This window comes from Silanimonas sp. (assembly GCF_027531545.1).
Taxonomy (GTDB): Bacteria; Pseudomonadota; Gammaproteobacteria; order Xanthomonadales; family Xanthomonadaceae; genus Silanimonas.
In genome coordinates this window covers 273,657-295,937 of sequence record NZ_JAPZSC010000016.1, presented here as the reverse complement: position 1 = coordinate 295,937, position 22,281 = coordinate 273,657, and the positions used below count along the sequence as shown (strand labels likewise).

Genomic DNA, 22,281 nt, shown 5'->3' with positions numbered 1-22,281 from the left:
AGGATCTGGCGATGATCGAATTTGGCCACCTGAGCCACGTCGGCCTCCGCCGCGAACTCAACGAAGACACCTACTACGGCGACGCCGAGCTGGGCCTCTGGCTGGTGGCCGACGGCATGGGCGGTCACGACTCCGGCGAGGTGGCCAGCGCCCTCGCGCGCGACGCCATCGTCCGCGAAGTGCGCGCCGGCAAGTCGCTGGCCGAGGCCATCCTTCGCGCCAACGAGGACATCATCCGGCAGTCGAAGCGGCGCAACGAAAGCATGCCGATGGGCACCACCGTGGTGGCCGTGCGCGTGGCGCCGAACCACCGCTTCGAACTGGCTTGGGTGGGCGATTCCCGCGCCTACCTGTGGAACGGCAAGCTGCAGCAGGTGTCCTCCGACCACAGCTACGTGCAGGAGCTGATCGACCAGGGGCAGCTCACGCCGGAGCAGGCGCGCAGCCACCCCTACCGCAACGTCGTCACCAAGGCGCTCGGCGTGACCGAGCCGGACAAGCTCAACGTCGAGACGGTGGCCGGCGAGCTGCGCCCGGGCATGGCCATCCTGCTGTGCAGCGACGGCCTGACGGAGGAAGTCGACGACGGCATGATCGCCAAGGCGGTCGCGCAGAAGGACATCAGCGCGCAGGAATGCGTCGACCACCTGATCGCCGCCGCACTCGACGGCGGCGGCAGCGACAACGTCACCGCGGTGCTGCTGCGCCGCGCCTGAGGCTCAGAGGCCGCGCTGGGCGGCTGCGGCGGTTTCCTTCAGCTTGAGCAGCTCGGGGTCGTCGGGGAGGGCTTCGAGGCCAAAGCCGGCGATGGTGCCGCAGTTGATCCATTGCTCGCGGGCGCAGAGCTTCGCAGCGGAATCGCGGAAGTACGTGGCGATGGCACCAAGCCCAGCGAGGGCGCGCTGGTTGCTTGGGTCCGCCGCAAGCACGCGCTGCATCAAGCCTGACGCGTATTCCGGGTCGCCGCGAAGCCGCCGGCCCGCCATCGCATGGTTGGGATCAGTGCCTTCGAGGATGTACGCCTCCGCCTGCCGCAGCGTCAGATCGATCTCGTCCGCGCTCATCGTCGCGGTCGCCGCGCCTGTCTCGCCCGGCGTCTCGAAGGTCGCCACGCCCGGGCCCGCCACCGGCTGCTCCGTGACCAGCGTCGGTACCAGGGTGGGCTCGGCCGAGCGCCACGGCGCCCACAGCAGCACGCCCACCACGGCGGTGGCCGCGACGCCCAAGCCGATGCGCAGCGGCCAGGGGTTCGACGTGTCGTCGTCCCCCGCGCCCGCTCGCTTCGCCGCCTTGTCGCTGACCCGCGTGCGCTGCTGCGTGGCCGCCGGCGCCGAACGCGCCATACCCTCGCGCGCTTCGAACGCCTGCACGTCGACGGCACCGGGCGGAGCCGTCGGCAGCATGCGCTGCACCGCGGCAATCACCGCGGCGCCGGTGTTGTAGCGCTCGCCGGCCATCTTCGACATCAGCCCGTTGAGCAGCGGCTGCAACCACGCGTGCTGCGGTGGCAGGGTCGGGATCGGCTCGGTGATGTGCGAGAGCGCCACGGTGAAGGCGTCGGGCGCCTCGTAAGGCGGGCGGCCCGTCAGCATCTCGTAAAGCATCACACCGAGGCTGTAGAGGTCGGAGCGGCCGTCCACGGGCTCGCCGCGCGCCTGCTCGGGACTCATGTAGTCCGGCGTGCCGACCGACATGCCCGCCATCGTCGAGCTGGTGCCGCCATCCATCGCCTTGGCGATGCCGAAATCGGCCAGCACGGCGCGACCGTCCTTCCGGAACAGAACGTTGCCCGGCTTGACGTCGCGGTGCACCACGCCCTTCTCGTGCGCGTAGTCGAGGCCGTGCGCGATGTCCGAGAGCACGTTGAGCGCCTCGCCGACCGACAGTCCCGTCTCGGTGATCCGTTCCTTCAGCGTGCCGCGCGGGATGAACTCCGCCGACAGGTAGTAGATGCCGTTGTGCATGCCGATGTCGTGGATGGTCACGACGTTCGGGTGCTGCAGCTTGGCGGTGAGCTTGCCTTCCTTCAGGAAGCGCTCGGCGAATTCGGGGTTCGCGGCCAGTGCTGGCGACATCACTTTCAGTGCGACTTCGCGATCCAGCGACTCCTGCACGGCGAGGAACACCGAGGCCATGCCGCCCTGCCCCAGCGTGCGCAGGATGCGGTAGCCGGGAATAGCGATGTCCACCGCCTGCAGCAGCACCGTCGAATTCATGCCTCGCTCCCCCAGAGCACCGTGCCGCCGGCCTTCTTCGCGATACCCGCCATGCGGGCCGCATGCGCCACGGCTTCCTCGGGGAGGATGCCCCGGCGCACCACGGCCGCCAAGGGGCGAAGCGCGGTTTCCGCAGCGCGGGACGTCCCGTTTTCACCGGCTTCCGCACCGAGCGAGAACTCGCCCTGCCCGGAGGTCATCGTGAGGTACACATCGGCCAGCAGCTCGGCATCGAGCAGCGCGCCGTGGAGCGTGCGATGCCCGTTGTCGACGCCGAGGCGCTTGCACAGCGCATCGAGCGAATGGCGCTGGCCGGGGAAACGCTGCTTCGACAGCGCCAGCGTGTCGAGCACGCCGCTGACGTGGTCGTCGATGCGGCCGTACTCCGGGCCCAGCCGCGCCAGTTCGGCGTTCAGGAAGCCGACGTCGAAGGCCGCGTTGTGGATCACCAGTTCCGAACCGCGGATGAAGTCGAGGAACTCCTGCGCCACCTCGTGGAACAGCGGCTTGTCGCGCAGGAAATCCCAGGTGAGTCCGGTGACTTCCGCGGCCCCCGGCTCCATCTCGCGCTCGGGATTGAGGTAGCGCTGGAAATGGCGCCGCGTGGGGCGGCGTTCCAGCAGCTCGACGCAACCGATTTCGACGATGCGGTTGCCCTTTTCCCAGGAGAGGCCGGTCGTCTCGGTGTCGAGGATGACCTGCCTCACGCCGTGGCCCCGCTGCGATAGCGCTCGGCCTGCGTGCGAGCCAACACGTCCACGCGCTCGTTGTCGACGTGGCCGGCATGGCCCTTCACCCACGTCCAGGTCATGCGGTGCTGCGCCGCCGCGGCATCCAGGCGCTGCCAGAGGTCCTGGTTCTTCACCGCGCCGCCGCCGGCCGTCTTCCAGCCCTTGCGCTTCCAGCCCGGCATCCACTCGCTGATGCCCTGCAGCACGTATTTGGAATCGCTGTGCAGCACGACCGCGCAAGGCTCCTTCAGCGCCTCGAGCGCGGCGATCGCGCCCATCAGCTCCATCCGGTTGTTGGTGGTCTGCGCCTCGCCGCCGGCGAGCTCGCGCTCGGTGCCGTTGAAGCGCAACAGTGCGGCCCAACCGCCCGGCCCCGGGTTGCCGAGGCAGGCACCGTCAGTGTGGATTTCGATCGACTTCATGGCCCGATGATACGGGCCCGGCTCAGGCGGCCGGTACCCCGGGCGAGGCACGCCAGGCCGCGGCGGGGCGACGCAGCGGCGTCAGGCCGATATCGCGGCGCACCGCCAGCAGGGCCCAAGCCACTCGCCCCCACTCCGTTCGCGCCGTCCCGTGGCCCACGTCGACGGCCGCCGGCCGCCAGCGCGGACCGAGCGTGCGCCGGGCCACGACGTCCAGCCCCTCGCCGCGCAACAGGTCGACGACACGCGAGCACGGCAAGGCCCGCACGACATGCCGCGCCCAGCGCAGCCGGGCCACGCCCCACGGATTCAGACCGAACACCAACAGGCGCCCGTCCGGGCGCAGGACCCGAGCGCACTGCGAGACAAGGCGTTCGGGCGAGGGTACCGACTCGAGGACGAAGCGCAGATCGATCCGGCTCACGGCGGCGCTGGCCATCGGCAGCGTGTGCAGGTCCGAGCGCCAGGCGCCTTGCCAGCGGCCCGCGTCGGGGGCCAGCGTCCACGTCTCCGCGAAGCAAGCCGCGGGCTGCGGGACCGGCCAGTCCAGTTCAGGAAGCATCCGAAGCCACACCTGCCCACCGCCATCGGCGCCGTGCTCGGTCCAAGCCGATTGCGCGCCGAGCAGCAGGCCCCGGGCGGGGGGATCGGCCAGCCAGCGGTTCAGGGCTTCGGCTTGACGGGGGAGTTGGAGGGCCGGCATGGTCGCGATTGTGCGGCAAAGGGCCGCGTGCCCGATGTTGAGCCCGTGCCCCTGCCCTCCCGCCCTGCCCGCCTGATCCGTCACGCCTTGGCCGCCTTGGTCCTGTGCGGGCTCGCTGCCGGCTGTACGACACTGCCGGCCCCGGCGCCTCCCGGGCCGCCCGACCCCGTCGCCATCGAGGAGCCAAGCGAGCCGCTGCAGCTCGCTCCGACCCCGCCGCGCCGGGCCGCTGACCCGCAGCCCGAGGCCGAACCCACCCCGCCCGCCCGGATCGCCGATGGCCGCGTTCTGTTCGAGCGCTTGGCGGAGTCCTTCGCCCCGCCGGTCTGCGTCCGCGGCGACCACAACCGCCAGTGGCGCCGCCGCTACGCAGGGCATCCCGCCAGCTTCGAGCGCCAGTTGCGCGAAGCGCTGCCGCTGATGGCCTACGTCGTCGAAGCCGTCGAAGCCCGCAAGCTCCCCGGGGAGTTCGCGCTGATTCCGATCGTGGAGAGCGGCTATCGCCCGGAAGCCCGCGGCCCGGGGGGCCCGACCGGGCTGTGGCAGATGATCGGCAGCACGGCGCGGAACCACGGCGTGCAGGTAGGGCGCGGCTACGACGGCCGCCTTTCGCCGGTCGACGCTACCGACGCCGCGCTCGATTACCTCGCCGTCCTCCACACCGAGTTCGGCGATTGGCGAGCGACCGCCATGGCCTACAACGCTGGAGAGGGACGGCTCCGCCGCGCGTTCGCCCGCGACGGCGCATCGCGGATTTCGGGCGAGCGTCGTCTCCCCGCCGGCCTGTCGAGCGTCACCTATGCCTACGTGGCGAAGCTGCATGCCCTGGCGTGCCTCATCGCCGAACCCACACGCCACGGCCTGACCCTGCCCGTCGACGCCTTCACCCCGCTCGAAGTGCGCCGCGCACCGGACGGGGCAACCCGCCTGGATGCCGTGGCCCGCGCTTGGGGCACCGCGCCCGAAACGCTCGCCCGCTGGAATCCGGCCTACCGCTCGGGCATCGCCCGATCGGGCGCCCCGCGCCGCCTGCTCGTCCCGATGGGCTCCGCCGTCGCGATGGCACCGATCGCCGCGTCATCCGCGCCGGTGGCCGCGAACGCGGGAGCTCCGGCCGAGGCGCCGCGCGAGCACACCGTCCGTTCCGGTGAAACGCTGTGGCGCATCGCCCGCAGCTACGGCACCACGGTGCGCGCCCTCGCCGCATTCAACGGCATCGACGCGGCGCGCCCGCTGCGCATCGGGCGAACCCTGCGCATTCCAGACTGAGGCGTACAGTTGGCGCCGCCCGCGGGCGTCGTCACACTGTCGCGCTGCGGCGTCGTCGACGCCTGATCATCGGGAGGTTCCATGGGTTTCCTTGCGGGCAAGCGCGCCCTCATCACCGGCATCGCCAGCCAGCGATCGATCGCGAACGGCATCGCCGAGGCCATGCGTCGCGAAGGCGCCGAGCTGGCGTTCACCTACCAGAACGAGAAGCTGAAGTCGCGCGTCGAAGACGCCGCCGCCGAATACGGCTCGAACATCGTCATCCCACTCGACGTCGCCGACGACGCGCAGATCGCCGCCTGCATGGCCGAGCTCGGCAAGCACTGGGACGGCTTCGACATCCTCGTCCATTCGATCGGTTTCGCCCCGCGCGAAGCGCTGGACGGTGGCTACCTCGACCACCTCACGCGCGAGAACTTCCGCATCGCGCACGACATCTCGGCGTACTCGCTGTCGGCACTCGCGCAGGCCGCGCGCCCGATGATGAAGGGTCGGCAGTCGGCGATCCTGACGTTGAGCTACCTCGGCGCCGAACGCGCGCTGGCCAGCTACAACGTCATGGGCGTGGCGAAGGCAGCCCTCGAGGCGAGCGTGCGCTACCTCGCGCTCAACCTCGGCCCGGAAGGCATCCGCGTCAACTGCATCTCGGCTGGCCCGATCAAGACGCTGGCCGCGTCGGGCGTGGGCAACCTGCGCAAGATGCTCAAGCATGTCGAAGAGGTCGCGCCGATCCGTCGCAACGTCACCATCGAGGACGTCGGCAACGCCGCCGCCTTCCTGTGCTCCGACCTAGCGGCCGGCATCACCGGCGAAGTCACCTACGTGGACGGCGGCTACAGCACCCTCGGCATGGCCGGCCTGGACAGCGACAGCCACTGAGTCCCGTCGGCATGGCGGGCGCAGGCGGCACGCCTCCCCAGCGCAGCAACGAAAAAGCCCGGCTCTCGCCGGGCTTTTTCGTTTCCTGGCGGGAACGCCGGGAATCGCTTCGCGGGGGGCCGAGGCCGCCCCGGATCAGAGGCGCTCTTCGGCGACCGTGACCTCGAACTGGCCGCGCAAGGCCTTCACGAAGGCCTGGCGTTCCATGTCGCCGCGCATCTGCGCGAGCTGCGCGCGGATCTGCGAGCGCACATCCGGCGTCAGCGTGCTGGTGTCACCCGGCGTCACCTTCGTCGCCACGACGAGGGCGAAACGGCCGCCGCTGAGTTCAGCCAACCCGACATCCGCAGGCTTGCCCGCTTCGATCGGGAGCAGGCGGAACGCTTCGGTCGCGATCGCCGGGTCAGGGAAGCCGGCCTGGCGCGCAACACCATTGCTGTCCTGCGGCACGATGCCGAGTTCCGTAGCCAGCGCCTCAAGCGTCTCGCCCTTGCGCGCACGCTCCAGCAGGGCATCCGCGCGCTCGCGGGCCGCGGTGGCCAAGCGGTCGGCCTGCAGATCGGCCTGGACCTGGTCACGGACCTCAGCGAGCGGGCGCAGCGCCGACGGCGCATGCTCGGTCACCTGCAGGACCAGCACCTGGTTGGGGCCGATCTCGATCGGATCACTGACGAGGCGGTCGTCCTTCTGCGAGCGCGAGAACGCGGCCGCGCGCACCGCCTCGATCGCCGCGACGCCCTCCCCCGTCGCACGCGTGAATGCCGCGGTCGACTGGACGTCGATTTCCATCGCGCGCGCGACGGCCGGCAGCGAGTTCGGCTCGCGCAGGATCGCGTCGATCAGCGTGCCGCTCTTCTCGTTGAACAGGCGCTCGCGCTCCGATTCGCCGAACTCCGCGGCGAGCTGGTCGCGCACGGCCTCGAACGGCTGCTGCGAACCCGCCACCAGCTGCGTCAGCTTGATCACGTGCCAGCCCGCGTCGGTGCGAACCGGATCGCTCACGCCGCCCTCAGCCAAGGCATACACCGCATCCTCAAGGGGCTTCGGATAGAGGCCCGGCGCATCCTCGGTCGAACGGGCGATCGTGCCCAAATCGCCACCGAGGTCCTTCGAGCCGAGGTCCTCGCTGTTCGCCGCGGCCAGGGCCGCGAAATCGGCGCCATCCGCACGCGCCTGTTCAGCGATACCTGCGGCCTTCGCACGCGCGGCCTCGATGGCCGCGTCGTCCGCATCCGCCGGGAGGGCGACGAGGATGTGCGCAGCGACGCGCTCTTCCTCAGTGCCGAAACGGCCCTTCTCGCTCTCGTAGCGATCGCGGAGGTCCTGTTCCGTCGGTTCGGAAGCCACGGCGATGCTCGCGGCGTCCAGCTCGAGATAGGAGATCGTGACGGTCTCCTCGGTGCTGTAGCGCTCCGCATTGGCCGAATGCCATTCCGCGAGGGCGGCATCATTGGTGGCGTCCGCTGGCAGCGCCGGCGGCGGGATCTCGACGAAACGCAGATCGCGGGTTTCCTGCTGAAGCTTCAGCAGATTCTCCAGTTCGGCATCACCCACGAGGCCGCTTTCGGCGACGGCGCTCGGCAGGGTGGACGTCGTCAGCTGGCGGGCGATCAGCGTTTCGAAACCCGCCGCGGTCAGGCCGCGCGACTGCAGCCAGATCTTGTAGGCGTCCTCGCCGATGAACTCGCCGTCCTGCGTGATGCCGTCGATCTCGAGGATGGCCTTGCGGATCTGCGAGGCATCCACCGCCACGCCGTCGCGCTGTGCCGCGATCTCGAGGATCTTCTCGTCGACGAGGCCGTCCAGAACGAGACGCTTGGTCTCGATGCTTTCCACCTGTTCGGCGTCATAGGCGTCGCCGGCACGCGCGCGCACTTGCTCGCGATAGCGATCGAAGCGTTCGCGGAATTCCGCCTGCGAGATCTCGACGCTGTCCCAGACGAAGGCACGGGCGAGACGGCCCGTCGCGCCATCCGAAGGGGCATCGCGCCACCAGGTCGGCGGCGATTCGATCTTCGCGGAATAGGTATCGATGCGGGTCTGGAAATACTGCTCGATGCCGAAGAACGCCATGGCGAAGATGATCAGGCCGATGACGACCCAAGCGAACCAACCCGACGTGTGTTCACGGATTCTTTCCAACATGGTGAGCGCAGGCTCCAACGCGAGATCTGGAAAAAACAAAGGCGCCTTGCGGCGCCTTTGAGTAGAAAGTGGCGGAGTGGACGGGACTCGAACCCGCGACCCCCGGCGTGACAGGCCGGTATTCTAACCGACTGAACTACCACTCCGCCGAAAACTTGGTGGGTGCTGAGGGTTTCGAACCCCCGACCCTCGCCTTGTAAGGGCGACGCTCTACCGCTGAGCTAAGCACCCTAGGCGAGCGAGAACGTTAGTTTACTGCATCCTTCAGCGCTTTGCCAGCCTTGAATGCAGGCGACTTCGAGGCCTTGATCTTGATGGTCGCGCCGGTCTGCGGATTGCGGCCCTGGCGGGCGGCGCGCTTGCGGACGGCGAAGGTGCCGAAGCCGACTAGCGTCACGGTGTCGCCCTTCTTCAGCGCCTTCTTGATGGTCTCGACCACGGCGTCGACGGCGCGACCGGCATCGGCCTTCGACAGCTCGGCGGCATCAGCGACAGCGTTGACAAAATCAGACTTGTTCATTCTTGACTCCCTGGGCGGGCTTCCCCGCGGATGTGTTCTGCCGGCGCACCGTCCTGCGGGCGCCAGCGGCATTCAGCCCGCCGGTGCGAGGACCGGGGCTGCGTGCCGTTATACCAGCGGCATTTCAGCGTCGCAACAAGCGAAACGCAGCAACGGCGCGGCTTGCAGCGGTTCCAGTCGCGCGCGTTTTCGCGGTCAGTGTGCCCGTCCCGCGTCGGCTCCGCCGTCATCGGCCTTGGCCTTTTCCTTGGCGGTCTCGGGAGTGGCAGGCGCCTCCTCCTTGGCCAGGGCGGCGACGGGAACCAGCGGACGCTCCAACACCACGTCGAGGACCTCGTCGATCCACTTGGCGGGGATGATCTCGAGACCCTGCAGTACCGACTTCGGCAGGTCGACGAGGTCCTTGCGGTTCTCATCCGGGATGACCACGGTGCGGATGCCTCCGCGCAGCGCCGCGAGCAGCTTCTCCTTCAGCCCACCGATCGGCAGCACGCGCCCACGCAGCGTGATTTCGCCGGTCATGGCCACGTCGGCGCGCACGGGCACCTTGGTCAGCGCCGAGACGAGCGCGGTGACCATGCCGATGCCGGCGCTCGGGCCGTCCTTCGGCGTCGCGCCTTCGGGCACGTGCACGTGGGTGTCGAACTTCTGGTGGAAGTCCGGGTCGATGCCGAATGCGGCGCTGCGCGAACGCACGACGGTGTACGCCGCCTTGGCCGATTCCTGCATCACGTCGCCGAGCTGCCCGGTGAGCAGCAGCGCGCCTTTGCCCGGCGAAAGACTGGCTTCGATCTGCAGCAGGTCGCCGCCGACTTCCGTCCACGCGAGTCCGGTGACCAGGCCGACCTCGTTCTGCGCTTCGGCACGACCGAAGTCGTACTTGCGCACGCCGAGGTACTTGTCGAGGTTCTTCGCATCGACCTTGATGGGCTTGCGCGCCGCGGGCTTACCGGTCTTCTTCGTAACGGGCATCGGTCCGGCGAGCGCGATCTCCTTCACCACCTTGCGGCAGATCTTGGCGATTTCCCGCTCGAGGCTGCGCACGCCGGACTCACGCGTGTAGTAGCGCACCACGTCCTGCAGCGCCGACTCCGCGACCACCAACTCGCCGTCCTTCAGGCCATTGGCCTTCAGCTGCTTCGGCAGCAGGTAGCGCGTCGCGATGTTGAGCTTCTCCTCCTCGGTGTAGCCGGGGATGCGGATGATCTCCATGCGGTCGAGCAGCGGGCCCGGGATGTTCAACGAGTTCGACGTGGCGACGAACATCACCTCGGAAAGGTCGAGATCGACCTCGAGGTAGTGGTCGTTGAAGCTGTGGTTCTGCTCGGGGTCGAGCACTTCCAGCAGCGCCGACGACGGGTCGCCGCGGAAGTCCATCGACATCTTGTCGATCTCGTCGAGCACGAACAGCGGGTTCTTCGAACCGACCTTGTTGAGGTTCTGCACGATGCGGCCCGGCATCGAGCCGATATAGGTGCGCCGGTGGCCGCGGATCTCGGCTTCATCGCGCACGCCGCCCAGCGACATGCGCACGAACTTGCGGTTCGTGGCCTTGGCGATGCTCTGGCCCAGCGAGGTCTTGCCCACGCCCGGCGGACCGACGAGGCAGAGGATCGGGCCCTTCATCTTCGACACGCGCGACTGCACGGCGAGGTACTCGAGGATGCGGTCCTTCACCTTCTCCAGGCCGAAGTGGTCGGCATCCAGCACCTGCTGCGCGGCCTTGAGGTCCTTGCGCACCTTGCTGCGCTTCTTCCACGGCACGCCCACCAGCCAGTCGATGTAGTTGCGCACGACGGTGGCTTCCGCCGACATCGGCGACATCTGCTTGAGCTTGTTCAGCTCGGCCTTGGCCTTGGCCTCGACCGGCTTGGGCATGCCGGCATTGGCGATCTTCTTCGCCAGCTCGTCCACCTCGTTCGTGCCTTCCTCGCCATCCCCCAGTTCCTTCTGGATGGCCTTCATCTGCTCGTTGAGGTAGTACTCGCGCTGGCTCTTCTCCATCTGCGACTTCACTCGGCCGCGGATGCGCTTCTCGATGTGCTGTACGTCGATCTCGCCTTCGACGAGGCCGATCAGCATCTCGATGCGCTCCATGACCTTCGCGGTCTCGAGCACCTTCTGCTTGTCGACCAGACGCGCGCTGACGTGCGCGGCCACCGTGTCGGCGAAACGCTCCGGATCGTCGATGCCCGACAGCGTCGTCATCAGCTCCGGCGGCAGCTTGCGGTTGGTCTTCAGGTACTGCTCGAACAGGGCGAGCAGCGAACGCCGGGCCACATCGGCCTCGCGCTCATCGTCGCCGGCGATCGATTCGGTCACGGCACCGCGGCCCATCAGCGCACCGTCGACATCGCGCACGTCGCTCACCTTGAAGCGCGACACGCCTTCGACGAGAACCTTGATGGTGCCGTCGGGCAGCTTCAGCAGCTGCAGCACGGTGGCGAGCGTGCCGATCCGGTACAGGTCGCTGCCGGCGGGGTCGTCGGTCTCGGGGCTGGTCTGCGCCAGCAGCAGGATCTGCTTGTCGGCGGCCATGGCCACGTCGAGCGCCTTGATCGACTTGTCGCGCCCGACGAACAGCGGGATGACCATGTGCGGATACACCACCACGTCGCGCAGCGGCAGGATCGGCAGGTCGTGGGTGGATTCGCGGCTCATGTCAGGCTCCTTGCGGCCGGTGTCGGCCGATGGACGCAGGATGGGGACGCCCTGCCCCGGAAACAACAAGCCCCGCCTCGGAAACCGGGCGGGGCTTGTTGGTATTCATGTTGGCGCCCGAACTCAGTCGCCGGAAGCGGCACGTTGCGGTGCCGGCGCCGGGGTGGTGTAGATCAGGTAGGGCTCGGTCTTGTGCTCGATCACCGACTCGTCGACCACCACCTTGCTGACGTTCTCCTTCGAGGGGAGCTCGTACATCGTGTCGAGGAGCACCGACTCGAGGATCGTCCGCAGGCCACGGGCACCGGTCTTGCGCTTCAGCGCCTTGCGGGCCACGGCAGCCAGGGCGTCCGGGCGGATCTCCAGCTCGACGCCTTCCATGTCGAACAGCTTCTTGAACTGCTTGGCGATGGCGTTCTTCGGCTCGGTGAGGATCTTCACCAGCGCGGCTTCGTCCAGTTCCTCGAGCGTCGCAACCACCGGCAGGCGACCGACGAACTCGGGGATCAGGCCGAACTTGATCAGGTCTTCCGGCTCGACGTCGGCCATCAGCTTGCCGGCATCGGCCTTGTTGCTCTGGCTCTTCACCTTGGCCGAGAAACCGATGCCGCCGGCCTCCGTGCTGCGCTGCTGGATCACCTTCTCGATGCCCGCGAAGGCGCCGCCGCAGATGAACAGGATGTTGCGCGTGTCGACCTGCAGGAACTCCTGCTGCGGGTGCTTGCGGCCGCCCTGCGGCGGGACGCTGGCGACCGTGCCTTCGATCAGCTTCAGCAGGGCCTGCTGCACGCCTTCGCCCGACACATCGCGGGTGATCGACGGGTTCTCGCTCTTGCGCGAGATCTTGTCGATCTCATCGATATAGACGATGCCCTGCTGCGCCTTCTCGACGTCGTAATCGCACTTCTGCAGCAGCTTCTGGATGATGTTCTCGACGTCCTCGCCGACGTAGCCGGCTTCGGTGAGCGTCGTGGCATCGGCCATCGTGAACGGCACGTTGAGCAGGCGCGCCAGCGTCTCGGCCAGCAGCGTCTTGCCCGAACCGGTCGGGCCGATCAGCAGGATGTTGGACTTCGCCAGCTCGACGTCGTCGCCCTTCTGGCGCGATTCGATGCGCTTGTAGTGGTTGTAGACCGCGACGGCGAGGGTCTTCTTCGCCCGGGGCTGGCCAACCACGTACTGGTCGAGCACCTCGAGGATCTCTTTGGGCTTGGGCAGGTGGCTGCGCGCCGCCTGCGACTTGTCCTCGAGCTCCTCGCGGATGATGTCGTTGCAGAGCTCGACGCATTCATCGCAGATGAACACGCTGGGGCCTGCGATCAGCTTCCGCACCTCATGCTGGCTCTTTCCGCAGAAGGAGCAGTAGAGGATCTTGGAACTGTCGGCGGGGCGGCTGGGTCGGTCGTCGGTCATTTCTTGGGAAACCCGGGGGCAGCGGTCTCGGCCCGAGAATAGCACCGGCACCCCGGAGCGGAAGCCCCGGGGTGCTGGCACGGCGTGAAGGGGAAAACGGCGGCGTTCAGCCGGCCTGCACCGTGTCGTCCGGACGGCGCTCGAGCACGGCATCGATGAGGCCGTAGGTCTTCGATTCTTCCGCGTTCATGAAGAGATCGCGCTCGAGGTCCTTCTCGATCTGTTCGACCGACTTGCCGGTGTTGGCGGCGTACTCGCGGGCCAGCTTCTCGCGGAGATACAGGATCTCCTTGGCCTGGATGGCGATATCGGTCGCCTGGCCCTGCGCACCGCCCGAGGGCTGGTGGATCATCACGCGGGAGTTCGGCAGGGCGTAGCGCTTGCCCTTGGCACCGGCGGCCAGCAGGAACGAGCCCATGGAGCAGGCCTGGCCGACGCAAATGGTGCTCACGTCCGGCTTGATGAAGCGCATCGTGTCGTAGATCGCCAGGCCGGCGGTGACGACGCCACCCGGCGAGTTGATGTACAGGCTGATGTCCTTCTCGGGGTTCTCCGCCTCGAGGAACAGCAGCTGGGCGACCACGACGTTCGCCATGTAGTCGTCGATGGGACCCACCAGGAAGATCACCCGCTCCTTCAGGAGGCGCGAGTAGATGTCGTACGCGCGCTCGCCGCGGGCGGTCTGTTCGACCACCATCGGGACGAGGTTGAGGCTCTTGGTCGGTTCCATGGGGCGCTCCGGTTCGGTTTAGGCGTTCGGGCGCAGCGCGTCGGTGAAGGACATCGCCACGTCGGTCGCCTGCGCACGCTCGGCGATCCAGTCGATCACCTGCTCTTCCATCACGCGCGCCTGCAGGCCCTGCATCAGATTGGGGTCGTTGCGGTAAAGATCAACCACCTGCTGCGGATCCTCGTAGGTCGAGGCGATCAGGTTGATGGCTTCGTTCACGCGCTTCGCGTCCAGGCGCAGGTTGTTGCGCTTGGCCACCTCGCCGACGATCAGGCCGGCCGAAACGCGGTTGCGCGCGGCCTCCATGAACGGGGCGTGGTCGACCTGGCCAACGTTCTGGCCCTGGCGACGGGCGTTCTCGGCGGCCTGGGCGGCCATCGAGCGGGCCTCGGCCTCGATCAGGCGGGGCGGCAGCTCGATGTGGGCGTAGGCGGCGACCAGCTTCTGGGCCACTTCCGAGCGCAGGCGAGCCGACAGCGCGCCCTTGAGTTCGCGCTGCAGGTTGCTGCGCACTTCATCGCGGAACTTGTCGAGCTTGCCGGACTTCACGCCGAAGCTCTTGATGAAGGCATCGTCGATCGCCGGGAGGTTCTGCTCGGAGACCTTGGCCGCCTTGACGTTGACCTGCGCGGTCTTGCCGGCGAGCTCGGCGACGCGCCAGTCGGCCGGGAACGTGACGTCGACGGTCTTCTCTTCGCCGGCCGACAGGCCCACGAGGGCCTGCTCGATCGCCGGGAACAGCATATTGCTGCCGACGACCGTCACGCCGCGCTCGACGCCTTCTTCAGGCAGGCGCTTGCCATCGACCATGGCGAAGTTCTCGACGTTGACGAGATCGCCGGCCTGCGCCGCGCGCTCGACGACGTTCCACGAACGGCGCTGCTGGCGCAGCGTCTCGATCATGTTGTCGATGTCGGTGTCTTCGACCGACGCGGCGGCGCGCTGGATCGCGAGCTTGGTGATGTCGATGTCGCCGAAGTCCGGCGCCACTTCGAAGGTGGCCGTGTAGCGGATTTCTTCCGCCACGCCGCCTTCGGCGTTGATCTCGGGCTGGCCCACCGGCTGCAGGTTCTGCTGGCGCAGCGCCTCGCCGAAGGTGTCGCGCACGACATCCGAATAAGCCTCGGAGCGCACCTGCGAGCCGAAGCGCTGCTCGATGACCTTCGCGGGGACCTTGCCCGGGCGGAAGCCGTTCATGCGCACCGTGCGCGACAGCTCGCGAAGGCGGTTGCCCACGGCGCTCTCGAGGCGCTCGGCCGGGACGCTGACCGAAAGCTTGCGCCCCAGGCTGCCGATGGATTCAACGGAAACGTGCATGGTGACTCCTGAAATGTCGCGTGTTGTGCCGCGCTCGTCGCGCGCGCTGGAAACGAAAAAACCCGCGGAGTCAGGCCTCAAATCCTCCGCACCGGATGCTGCTTGGTGCGAAAGGAGAGACTCGAACTCTCACGGGTTGCCCCACTGGAACCTAAATCCAGCGCGTCTACCAATTTCGCCACTCTCGCAGGCTTTGGAGCAGGCGAAGCGGCGTTCGAGGTTTGGTGGGCCGTCTAGGATTCGAACCTAGGACCTACGGATTAAGAGTCCGCTGCTCTACCAACTGAGCTAACGGCCCGGAAACCTCGTCGCCGACGCGACTGCGAAGGCGAATTATGCCCTACTGAAGGGCTGGGGTGGAAGACGGGATTTGAACCCGCGACCCCTGGAATCACAATCCAGTGCTCTAACCAACTGAGCTACATCCACCACATTGAAACTGGCGCGCCCGGCAGGAATCGAACCTGCAACCGCCGGCTTAGAAGGCCGGTGCTCTATCCGATTGAGCTACGGGCGCTCAGAAACGGATGGACCCACCGGACCCGACGCCGGGGCATCAGCTTATCGACACCACCAGACCACGCAACTGGTCGGGGCAGAGGGATTCGAACCCCCGACATCCAGCTCCCAAAGCTGGCGCTCTACCAGACTGAGCTATACCCCGGCTTTGAAGCGGTCGGGCGAAGAACGACTGCCACGCGAATTGTGTTGGACCACTGGATCGACGCGATGCCGCGTCTCTCCTCCGAACAAAAAAGGTGCCGAAGCACCTTGTTTGATCGATGGCGCGCCCGGAAGGATTCGAACCTCCGACCCCCAAGTTCGTAGCCTGGTGCTCTATCCAACTGAGCTACGGGCGCGTAGAAGTGAAATTATGCGGAGTGGATGTCAGGACGTCAAGCCCCGGAACCCACTTTTCTGAACCACCACCGCGACGCATGCGATTGATGCAAACGCGCTGGCGATCCATTCCCGCCAGACGAAGACGCCGCCCGAGGGCGGCATCGACGTGGCGGAGTGAGAGGGATTCGAACCCTCGATAGAGCTTTTGACCCTATACTCCCTTAGCAGGGGAGCCCCTTCGGCCTCTCGGGCATCACTCCGTCGACCCGCACCTCATCGGCGCGGGCACAAAGAGTAACGGCTCACGCCTCTCCGGGCAAATCTTCTTTGCCTCTGGCTGGCCCTTTGCCTGCTTCGTCGCGCTGGATGCGCTGGAAAATCTCTTCGCGATGCACCGCGACTTCCTTCGGGGCGGTGATGCCGATGCGCACCTGATTGCCCTTGACGCCGAGGACCGTCACGGTCACGGAATCGCCGATCATCAGGGTTTCACCGACCCGCCTGGTCAAAATCAACATACGCGTGTTCCTCGTCCGGGGTTCTTCCTACACCGGACCGCGGCGGCATCCGAGCCCACCGCAGCCTGATCGGCTCTGCACGACGCACCGCACAGACCGCCGATACTAGGCGCGCTGGACTTCACACGCAACGCGCCGGGGCTTTGGAAAAGGCAAGTTTCGTCAGCATCCGCCGCACGCTCAGGCACCGAGCTTGCCCGCCACCCACGCAGGAACCGCCGCCAACGCCGCGAACAGGGCGTCGCCGTCATTGCCGCCGCCCTGCGCCATGTCGGGACGCCCGCCGCCCTTTCCGCCCACCTGCTGCGCCACGTGCGAGAGCAGGTCGCCGGCCTTGACCTTGGCGAGCGCGGCACCGTGGCTGCCGGCAATCAGGCTGGCCTTGCCATCGTTGGCCGCGGCGAGGATGACGACGACGTCGCCGAGCTTCTGCTTGATGTTGTCGACGGCATCGCGCAGCCCCTTGGCATCGAAGCCTTCGAGGCGTGCAGCGACGACCTTGACGCCACCGACTTCGACGGCCTGCGACGCGAGATCCGCACTGGCGCCTGCCGCCGCCTTGGCCTTGAACGACTCGATCTCGCGCTCGAGTTTCTTCTGGCGATCAAGCAGGCCACGCAGCTTGTCGAGCAGATCGGACGCACGACCGCCGACGAGATCGGCAGCCTGCTCCAGCACAGCCTCCTGCGCCGCGATCTCGGCCAGCGCGCCGCGCCCGGTGACCGCCTCGATGCGGCGCACGCCGGCGGCGACACCGCCCTCCGAAACGATCTTGAAAAGACCGATATCGCCGGTGCGGTGCACGTGGGTGCCGCCGCAGAGCTCGGTCGAGAATTCACCCATGCGCAGCACGCGCACGCGCTCGCCGTACTTCTCGCCGAACAGCGCCATGGCGCCGAAGTCGAGCGCTTCCTGCATACCCATGTGGTGCACTTCCGCCTCGGCGTTTCGGCGGACTTCCGCGTTGACCATCGACTCGATGGTGGCGAGCTGCTCCGGCGTGATCGCGGAGAAGTGCGAAAAGTCGAAGCGCAGGCGATCGGGGGCGACGAGGGAGCCCTTCTGCGTGACGTGCTCGCCCAGCACCGTGCGCAGGGCGGCGTGCAGCAGGTGGGTGGCCGAGTGGTTCAGCACGACGTCCTGGCGGCGCTCGCCGTCCACGCGGGCCGACAAGCGATCGCCGAGCGCGAGGCCACCGGCACTGACACGGCCGAGGTGCGCATGGAACTGCCCGGCAAGCTTCAGCGTGTCCTGCACGTCGAAAGCGTCGCCGCGGGCATCGATGAGGCGGCCGGTGTCGCCGACCTGGCCGCCCGACTCGGCGTAGAAGCTGGTCTTGTCGAGCAGGACCACGCCCTCCTCGCCCGCGGCGAGTCGCTCCACCGGCTTGCCGTCACGCAGCAGCGCGACGATGCGGCAGTCCTCGGCCTCCATCGACTCGTAACCGAGGAACTGCGTGGGATTCAGCTTGGCGATGAGCTCGGCGGGCATGACGATGCCGCCGCCGAACTTGCCGGCGGCGCGGGCGCGCTCGCGCTGCTCGTTCATGCGCTGCTCGTAGACCGACAGCGCATCCACGGCGGGCGAGAGGCTGCGCTCGCGAAGGATGTCGAGGATCAGGTCGGGCGGGCAGCCGTAGGTGTCGTGCAGCTGGAACAGGGCCTCGCCATCCAACACGACGCCGGCCTTCGACAGGGTGGCATCGAGGCGCTGCATGCCGGCATCGAGCGTGGTCGCGAACGCGGCCTCCTCGGCCTTCAGCGCCGCTTCCACCGTGCCCTGCTGCGCCTTCAGCTCCGGATAGGCCCCGCCCATGGCCTCGACCAGCGGCTGGACCATGCGCCAGAACACGCCCTCGGGCTTCAGCGCGCCAAGCTTCCACACGTGGCGGGTGGCGCGACGGATGATGCGGCGGAGCACGTAGCCACGGCCCTCGTTCGACGGCAGCACGCCGTCGACGATCAGGAAGCTGGCGGCGCGGATGTGGTCGGCGATGACGCGGAGCGACTTGTGCTCGAGGTCCTTGGTGTCCGTCAGGGCCGCCGCGGCCTTGATCAGGTGCTGGAACAGGTCGATCTCGTAGTTGCTGTGCACGTGCTGCAGCACGGCCGCCAGGCGCTCGAGGCCCATGCCGGTGTCGACGCAGGGCGCCGGCAGCGGCAGCAGGCTGCCATCGGGCTGGCGGTCGAACTGCATGAAGACGTTGTTCCAGATCTCGATGAAGCGGTCGCCGTCTTCATCCGGCGAGCCCGGCGGGCCACCCGCGATGTGGGCGCCGTGGTCGTAGAAGATCTCGGTGCACGGGCCGCAGGGGCCGGTGTCGGCCATCTGCCAGAAGTTGTCCGAGGCGTACGGCGCGCCCTTGTTGTCGCCGATGCGGATGATCCGTTCGGCCGGGATGCCGACCGTCTGGTTCCAGATGGCGAAGGCCTCGTCGTCGGTGTGGTAGATCGTGACGAGCAGGCGTTCCCTCGGAAGCTTCCAGACTTCGGTCAGCAGCTCCCAAGCCCAGCAGATGGCGTCCTTCTTGAAGTAGTCGCCGAAGCTGAAGTTGCCCAGCATCTCGAAGAAGGTGTGGTGGCGCGCGGTGTAACCGACCTGGTCGAGATCGTTGTGCTTGCCGCCAGCACGCACGCAGCGCTGCGAGGAGACGGCGCGGGTGTAGCTGCGCTTCTCGGCGCCGAGGAACACGTCCTTGAACTGCACCATCCCGGCGTTGGTGAACAGCAGGGTGGCGTCGTTGCCCGGAACGAGCGGGCTGGACGAAACGATCGTGTGGCCCTTCGACTGGAAGAACTCAAGGAAGTCGCGGCGGATCTCGGCGCTGGTTTTCATGCGGAACCTGAAGGCGGGTCGGAAGGGCACGGCCGGGGCCGCGTCATGCCGACATGGGAGGCGGACACAGCCTTCAAGGTTAGCAGGGGGCGCGCGGGGAGTGGCTCAGACCTCGTCGTCGCCCTCGGAACGCAGGGCCAAGGCCTGCCGGGCCTGGTCCTGGGAAAACCCCCGCCGCAGCAGGAAGCCCACGGCCTTGTGCCGCAGCTTGATCGCCTCCGGCCCCCGCCCGGCAGCTCGAAGCGCGGGAAGGAAGCGAGCCGCGATGCGAGCCGCGGTGTCCGCCCAATCAAGGCCCTCGGCTTCCGCCGCCTCGAACGCCGCGTCGACATCGACCGCTGGCACGCCGTTCACGCGCAACTCGGCGCGGATGCGAATCGGGCCCTGCCCCGCCAGCGCACGGCTTCGAACCAGGGCCTCGGCGTAGCGGCGATCGTCCTGGAAGCCCTGCCGCTGCAGGGTCTCAACGGCGGCGTCGAGCTCGTCGACCTCGACGCCCTTCCCACGCAGCTTGCGCTTCAGCTCGGTGGCTGAGTGCTCGCGCCGGACCAGGAGCCCGAGGGCCCGCTGGTAGGCAGGAACCGCTGGGCGCTCGCGACGACCGCGCGGGGATGGCTCGCGGTCGTCGGCGCCCTCGCCACTCACGCGTCAGCCGGCTCTTCGGACTCTTCGCTGCGGCTCTCGGCCGGAACGTAGAGTTCCCGCAGCTTGGCCTCGAGCTCGGCGCACTGGCGCGGGTTGTCCTTGAGCCAGGCGCGGGCGTTTTCCTTGCCCTGACCGATGCGCTCGGTCCCGTAGCTGTACCAGGCGCCCGACTTCTCGACGAGCTTGGCATCCACGCCCATGTCGATCAGTTCGCCCTCGCGGCTGATGCCCTCGCCGTAGAGGATCTCGGTGACGATCTGCTTGAACGGGGGCGCCAGCTTGTTCTTGACCACCTTGATCTTGGTCTGGTTGCCGATGATGTCGTCGCCCTTCTTGACCGCGCCGATGCGGCGGATGTCGAGACGGATCGACGCGTAGAACTTCAGCGCGTTGCCGCCGGTGGTGGTCTCGGGGTTCTGGCCCGGCATCATCACGCCGATCTTCATACGCAGCTGGTTGATGAAGATCACCATCGTGTTGCTGCGCTTGATGTTGCCGGTGAGCTTGCGCAGGGCCTGGCTCATCAGGCGGGCCTGCAGGCCGACCTGCATCTCGCCCATTTCGCCCTCGATTTCCGCCTTCGGGGTCAGTGCAGCGACCGAGTCGACCACCACCACGTCGACGGCGTTCGAACGCACGAGCATGTCGGCGATTTCCAGCGCCTGCTCACCCGTGTCCGGCTGGCTGACCAGCAGGTCGTCGAGCTTGACGCCCAGCTTCTGCGCGTAGATCGGGTCGAGCGCGTGCTCGGCGTCGATGAAGGCCGCCGTACCGCCCGCCTTCTGGCACTCGGCGATGACCTGCAGGGTCAGCGTGGTCTTGCCCGAGGACTCCGGCCCGTAGATCTCGATGACGCGGCCCTTCGGCAGGCCGCCGATACCGAGCGCGATGTCGAGCATCAGGGAGCCGGTGCCGATGACTTCGGCGGCTTCCACGTTCTTGTCGCCCATGCGCATCACCGTGCCTTTGCCGAACTGGCGTTCGATCTGGGTCAGGGCGGCAGTGAGGGCGCGCTTCTTGTTTTCGTCAATCGCGGTCATGTCGGGTCTCGGGTCAGAGGGTGTGGAGAGGAGTCTGGGGGAGGCGTTTCGCACGGACTGAGACAGCGGCGTAACGCAGGGAAAGGATCGGGGCCGGGCACATCGCGGGGCAGCGGGAAACACCGCTCACCCCGGTGCGAAGGAATCGAACGCGCATGTCGGCGTTCACCGCGACGGCCTCAGCAGTCCGCAGAACAGGCCTTCGATGGCGAAATCCTGGTCTTCGGCGACGGCGATCGGCGCGTGCTCGGGATTGCGCGGCATCAGCCGCAGGCCGTCACCCCCGAAGTGCAGCACCTTCACGGTGATCTCGCCGTCCACCCGGGCGATGACGACCTGTCCGTGGCGGGCATCGGCGGTGCGACGCACGCCGATCAGGTCGCCATCGAGGATGGCCTCGTCGCGCATCGAGTCGCCCTGGACGCGCAGCAGGTAATCGGGCGTCGGGTGGAAGACGTGGCGATCCAGCACGACCGTGGCGTCGCTGCCGATATCGGCGCCGATCGGCTGGCCCGCGGCCACGCGGCCCAACACCGGGAGGCGCACTGCGTCGTCGTCGGTCGATGGCGCCAGAGGGAGGGCCGACTGCGCCTTGGCCGGGGCCTGCAGCACGCGCAAGCCGCGCGCCTTGCCCGGCAGGCGCTCGATGGCCCCGGCGGCCTCGAGGGCCTCGAGGTGGTACTGCGCGGCACGCACGCTCTTGAAGCCGAAGGCGCGGGCGATCTCGGTCTGCGAAGGCGGCATGCCCTCCGATTCGATGCGTTCGGCGATCAGTTCGAGGATGGCGGTCTGGACGTCGGTCAGCGGCATGTGGGTAGTAATACTACTAACCGACCAGCACCACAACCCCCAGGGCCCTGCGAGGGGTTCCCCCTCCCGTCAGCCGGCGGTCAAGCCCAGCAGTCCCCGCAGCGCCGCCGCGATGGTCTGCCGCCTCACCGCCTCGCGGTCGCCGGCGAAATGGAACACCTCGGCCTTCGGGTAGCCGCCGCGGCGCTTCCAGCCGATCCAGACGGTGCCGACCGGCTTGTCGACCGTCCCGCCCCCGGGGCCGGCGATGCCCGTCACCGCCACGGCGACCGACGCGGCCGAATGGACCAGCGCGCCCGAAACCATCTCGATCACGGTCTCGCGGCTGACGGCGCCCTCGCGCTCGAGCGTCTGCGGCCGCACGCCGAGCATGGCCTGCTTCGCCTCGTAGCTGTAGGCGACCATGCCGCAGTCGAACCACGCCGAACTGCCGGCGAGATCGGTGAGGGTCTTGGCGATCCAGCCACCGGTGCAGCTTTCGGCGGTGCTGACGAAGAGGCGCTGGGCGACCAAGGCATCGGCGAGCTGCCGCGCCAGCGCGGCCAACTCGGCATCGGTGGGGAGGTAGGGCGTGTCCATCCCGC

19 protein-coding genes and 9 tRNA genes are annotated in these 22,281 nt (G+C 67.8%); 3 read left to right on the top strand and 25 right to left on the bottom strand.

The features are described from left to right. Nucleotides 1-11 precede the first annotated feature (11 nt). Nucleotides 12-716: a protein phosphatase 2C domain-containing protein gene (locus O9280_RS10365; protein ID WP_297864870.1), complete on the top strand. Its 705-nt coding sequence runs from the start codon at nucleotides 12-14 to the stop codon at nucleotides 714-716. 3 nt (nucleotides 717-719) lie between these two features. On the opposite strand, the gene O9280_RS10360 is transcribed toward O9280_RS10365, so the two are convergent. From O9280_RS10360 to O9280_RS10345, 4 genes are read right to left on the bottom strand one after another with little or no spacing between them, the layout of a single operon-like run. After that, entirely contained in the window at nucleotides 720-2,216 is a 1,497-nt protein-coding gene (locus O9280_RS10360) for a serine/threonine-protein kinase (protein ID WP_298342037.1), read from the bottom strand. Next, a complete protein-coding gene (gene dnaQ / locus O9280_RS10355; RefSeq protein WP_298342034.1) occupies nucleotides 2,213-2,923 on the bottom strand; it encodes a DNA polymerase III subunit epsilon in 711 nt (236 codons plus the stop codon). The genes O9280_RS10360 and dnaQ overlap by 4 nt, the downstream gene beginning before the upstream one ends. Further along, nucleotides 2,920-3,369 carry a ribonuclease HI gene (gene rnhA, locus O9280_RS10350; RefSeq protein WP_297864873.1) on the bottom strand — a complete coding sequence of 150 codons (450 nt, stop codon included), beginning with the start codon at nucleotides 3,367-3,369 and terminating at the stop codon, nucleotides 2,920-2,922. The genes dnaQ and rnhA overlap by 4 nt, the downstream gene beginning before the upstream one ends. Before the next feature lie 22 nt (nucleotides 3,370-3,391). Continuing rightward, nucleotides 3,392-4,072 (bottom strand): methyltransferase domain-containing protein, encoded by a 681-nt coding sequence (locus O9280_RS10345; protein WP_298342030.1) that lies wholly within the window; start codon nucleotides 4,070-4,072, stop codon nucleotides 3,392-3,394. A gap of 45 nt (nucleotides 4,073-4,117) precedes the next feature. Here O9280_RS10345 and O9280_RS10340 point away from each other — a divergent pair, with 45 nt between their 5' ends. Then, nucleotides 4,118-5,341, top strand: a complete 1,224-nt coding sequence (locus O9280_RS10340; protein ID WP_298342028.1) for a lytic transglycosylase domain-containing protein — start codon at nucleotides 4,118-4,120, stop codon at nucleotides 5,339-5,341. 81 nt (nucleotides 5,342-5,422) lie between these two features. Then, nucleotides 5,423-6,220 (top strand): enoyl-ACP reductase, encoded by a 798-nt coding sequence (locus O9280_RS10335; protein ID WP_298342025.1) that lies wholly within the window; start codon nucleotides 5,423-5,425, stop codon nucleotides 6,218-6,220. Nucleotides 6,221-6,355: 135 nt separating this feature from the next. On the opposite strand, the gene O9280_RS10330 is transcribed toward O9280_RS10335, so the two are convergent. The 21 genes from O9280_RS10330 to O9280_RS10230 all read right to left on the bottom strand — a co-directional run bounded on the left by O9280_RS10330 (nucleotide 6,356) and on the right by O9280_RS10230 (nucleotide 22,276). Further along, the gene (locus O9280_RS10330; protein ID WP_298342022.1) at nucleotides 6,356-8,365 is read right to left on the bottom strand and encodes a SurA N-terminal domain-containing protein; all 2,010 of its coding nucleotides are present in this window, start codon (nucleotides 8,363-8,365) and stop codon (nucleotides 6,356-6,358) included. A gap of 69 nt (nucleotides 8,366-8,434) precedes the next feature. Then, a tRNA-Asp gene (locus O9280_RS10325) sits at nucleotides 8,435-8,511 on the bottom strand. Nucleotides 8,512-8,521: 10 nt separating this feature from the next. Then, a tRNA-Val gene (locus tag O9280_RS10320) sits at nucleotides 8,522-8,596 on the bottom strand. 16 nt (nucleotides 8,597-8,612) lie between these two features. Further along, nucleotides 8,613-8,885, bottom strand: coding sequence for an HU family DNA-binding protein (locus O9280_RS10315; RefSeq protein ID WP_297864878.1), 273 nt, complete (start codon nucleotides 8,883-8,885; stop codon nucleotides 8,613-8,615). A 195-nt stretch (nucleotides 8,886-9,080) separates the two neighbouring features. After that, nucleotides 9,081-11,546 (bottom strand): endopeptidase La, encoded by a 2,466-nt coding sequence (lon, locus tag O9280_RS10310; protein ID WP_298342019.1) that lies wholly within the window; start codon nucleotides 11,544-11,546, stop codon nucleotides 9,081-9,083. Between the two features lie 123 nt (nucleotides 11,547-11,669). Then, nucleotides 11,670-12,959 (bottom strand): ATP-dependent Clp protease ATP-binding subunit ClpX, encoded by a 1,290-nt coding sequence (gene clpX, locus O9280_RS10305; RefSeq protein WP_297875791.1) that lies wholly within the window; start codon nucleotides 12,957-12,959, stop codon nucleotides 11,670-11,672. A 106-nt stretch (nucleotides 12,960-13,065) separates the two neighbouring features. After that, complete coding sequence (gene clpP, locus O9280_RS10300) at nucleotides 13,066-13,689, bottom strand: ATP-dependent Clp endopeptidase proteolytic subunit ClpP (RefSeq protein WP_297864881.1); 624 nt, start codon at nucleotides 13,687-13,689, stop codon at nucleotides 13,066-13,068. An 18-nt stretch (nucleotides 13,690-13,707) separates the two neighbouring features. Then, complete coding sequence (gene tig / locus O9280_RS10295; protein WP_298342016.1) at nucleotides 13,708-15,006, bottom strand: trigger factor; 1,299 nt, start codon at nucleotides 15,004-15,006, stop codon at nucleotides 13,708-13,710. 103 nt (nucleotides 15,007-15,109) lie between these two features. Next, nucleotides 15,110-15,194, bottom strand: a tRNA-Leu gene (locus O9280_RS10290). A 34-nt stretch (nucleotides 15,195-15,228) separates the two neighbouring features. Beyond that, nucleotides 15,229-15,304, bottom strand: a tRNA-Lys gene (locus O9280_RS10285). 54 nt (nucleotides 15,305-15,358) lie between these two features. Beyond that, a tRNA-His gene (locus O9280_RS10280) sits at nucleotides 15,359-15,435 on the bottom strand. Between the two features lie 11 nt (nucleotides 15,436-15,446). After that, nucleotides 15,447-15,523: transfer RNA gene (locus O9280_RS10275), tRNA-Arg, on the bottom strand. A 70-nt stretch (nucleotides 15,524-15,593) separates the two neighbouring features. Continuing rightward, nucleotides 15,594-15,670 (bottom strand) — tRNA-Pro (locus O9280_RS10270). A gap of 119 nt (nucleotides 15,671-15,789) precedes the next feature. Then, nucleotides 15,790-15,866: transfer RNA gene (locus O9280_RS10265), tRNA-Arg, on the bottom strand. A gap of 150 nt (nucleotides 15,867-16,016) precedes the next feature. Continuing rightward, nucleotides 16,017-16,109 (bottom strand) — tRNA-Ser (locus O9280_RS10260). A 42-nt stretch (nucleotides 16,110-16,151) separates the two neighbouring features. Further along, entirely contained in the window at nucleotides 16,152-16,367 is a 216-nt protein-coding gene (gene csrA / locus O9280_RS10255; protein WP_298342013.1) for a carbon storage regulator CsrA, read from the bottom strand. 180 nt (nucleotides 16,368-16,547) lie between these two features. After that, nucleotides 16,548-19,202: an alanine--tRNA ligase gene (alaS, locus tag O9280_RS10250; protein ID WP_298342011.1), complete on the bottom strand. Its 2,655-nt coding sequence runs from the start codon at nucleotides 19,200-19,202 to the stop codon at nucleotides 16,548-16,550. Nucleotides 19,203-19,307: 105 nt separating this feature from the next. Beyond that, on the bottom strand, nucleotides 19,308-19,847 hold the full coding sequence (locus tag O9280_RS10245) for a regulatory protein RecX (protein WP_298342009.1): 540 nt from the start codon (nucleotides 19,845-19,847) through the stop codon (nucleotides 19,308-19,310). Beyond that, nucleotides 19,844-20,878, bottom strand: coding sequence for a recombinase RecA (gene recA / locus O9280_RS10240; RefSeq protein ID WP_297864996.1), 1,035 nt, complete (start codon nucleotides 20,876-20,878; stop codon nucleotides 19,844-19,846). The genes O9280_RS10245 and recA overlap by 4 nt, the downstream gene beginning before the upstream one ends. A gap of 174 nt (nucleotides 20,879-21,052) precedes the next feature. After that, nucleotides 21,053-21,697, bottom strand: coding sequence for a transcriptional repressor LexA (lexA, locus tag O9280_RS10235; protein ID WP_298342005.1), 645 nt, complete (start codon nucleotides 21,695-21,697; stop codon nucleotides 21,053-21,055). A 69-nt stretch (nucleotides 21,698-21,766) separates the two neighbouring features. Beyond that, the gene (locus tag O9280_RS10230) at nucleotides 21,767-22,276 is read right to left on the bottom strand and encodes a CinA family protein (RefSeq protein WP_298342002.1); all 510 of its coding nucleotides are present in this window, start codon (nucleotides 22,274-22,276) and stop codon (nucleotides 21,767-21,769) included. Nucleotides 22,277-22,281: the final 5 nt, after the last annotated feature.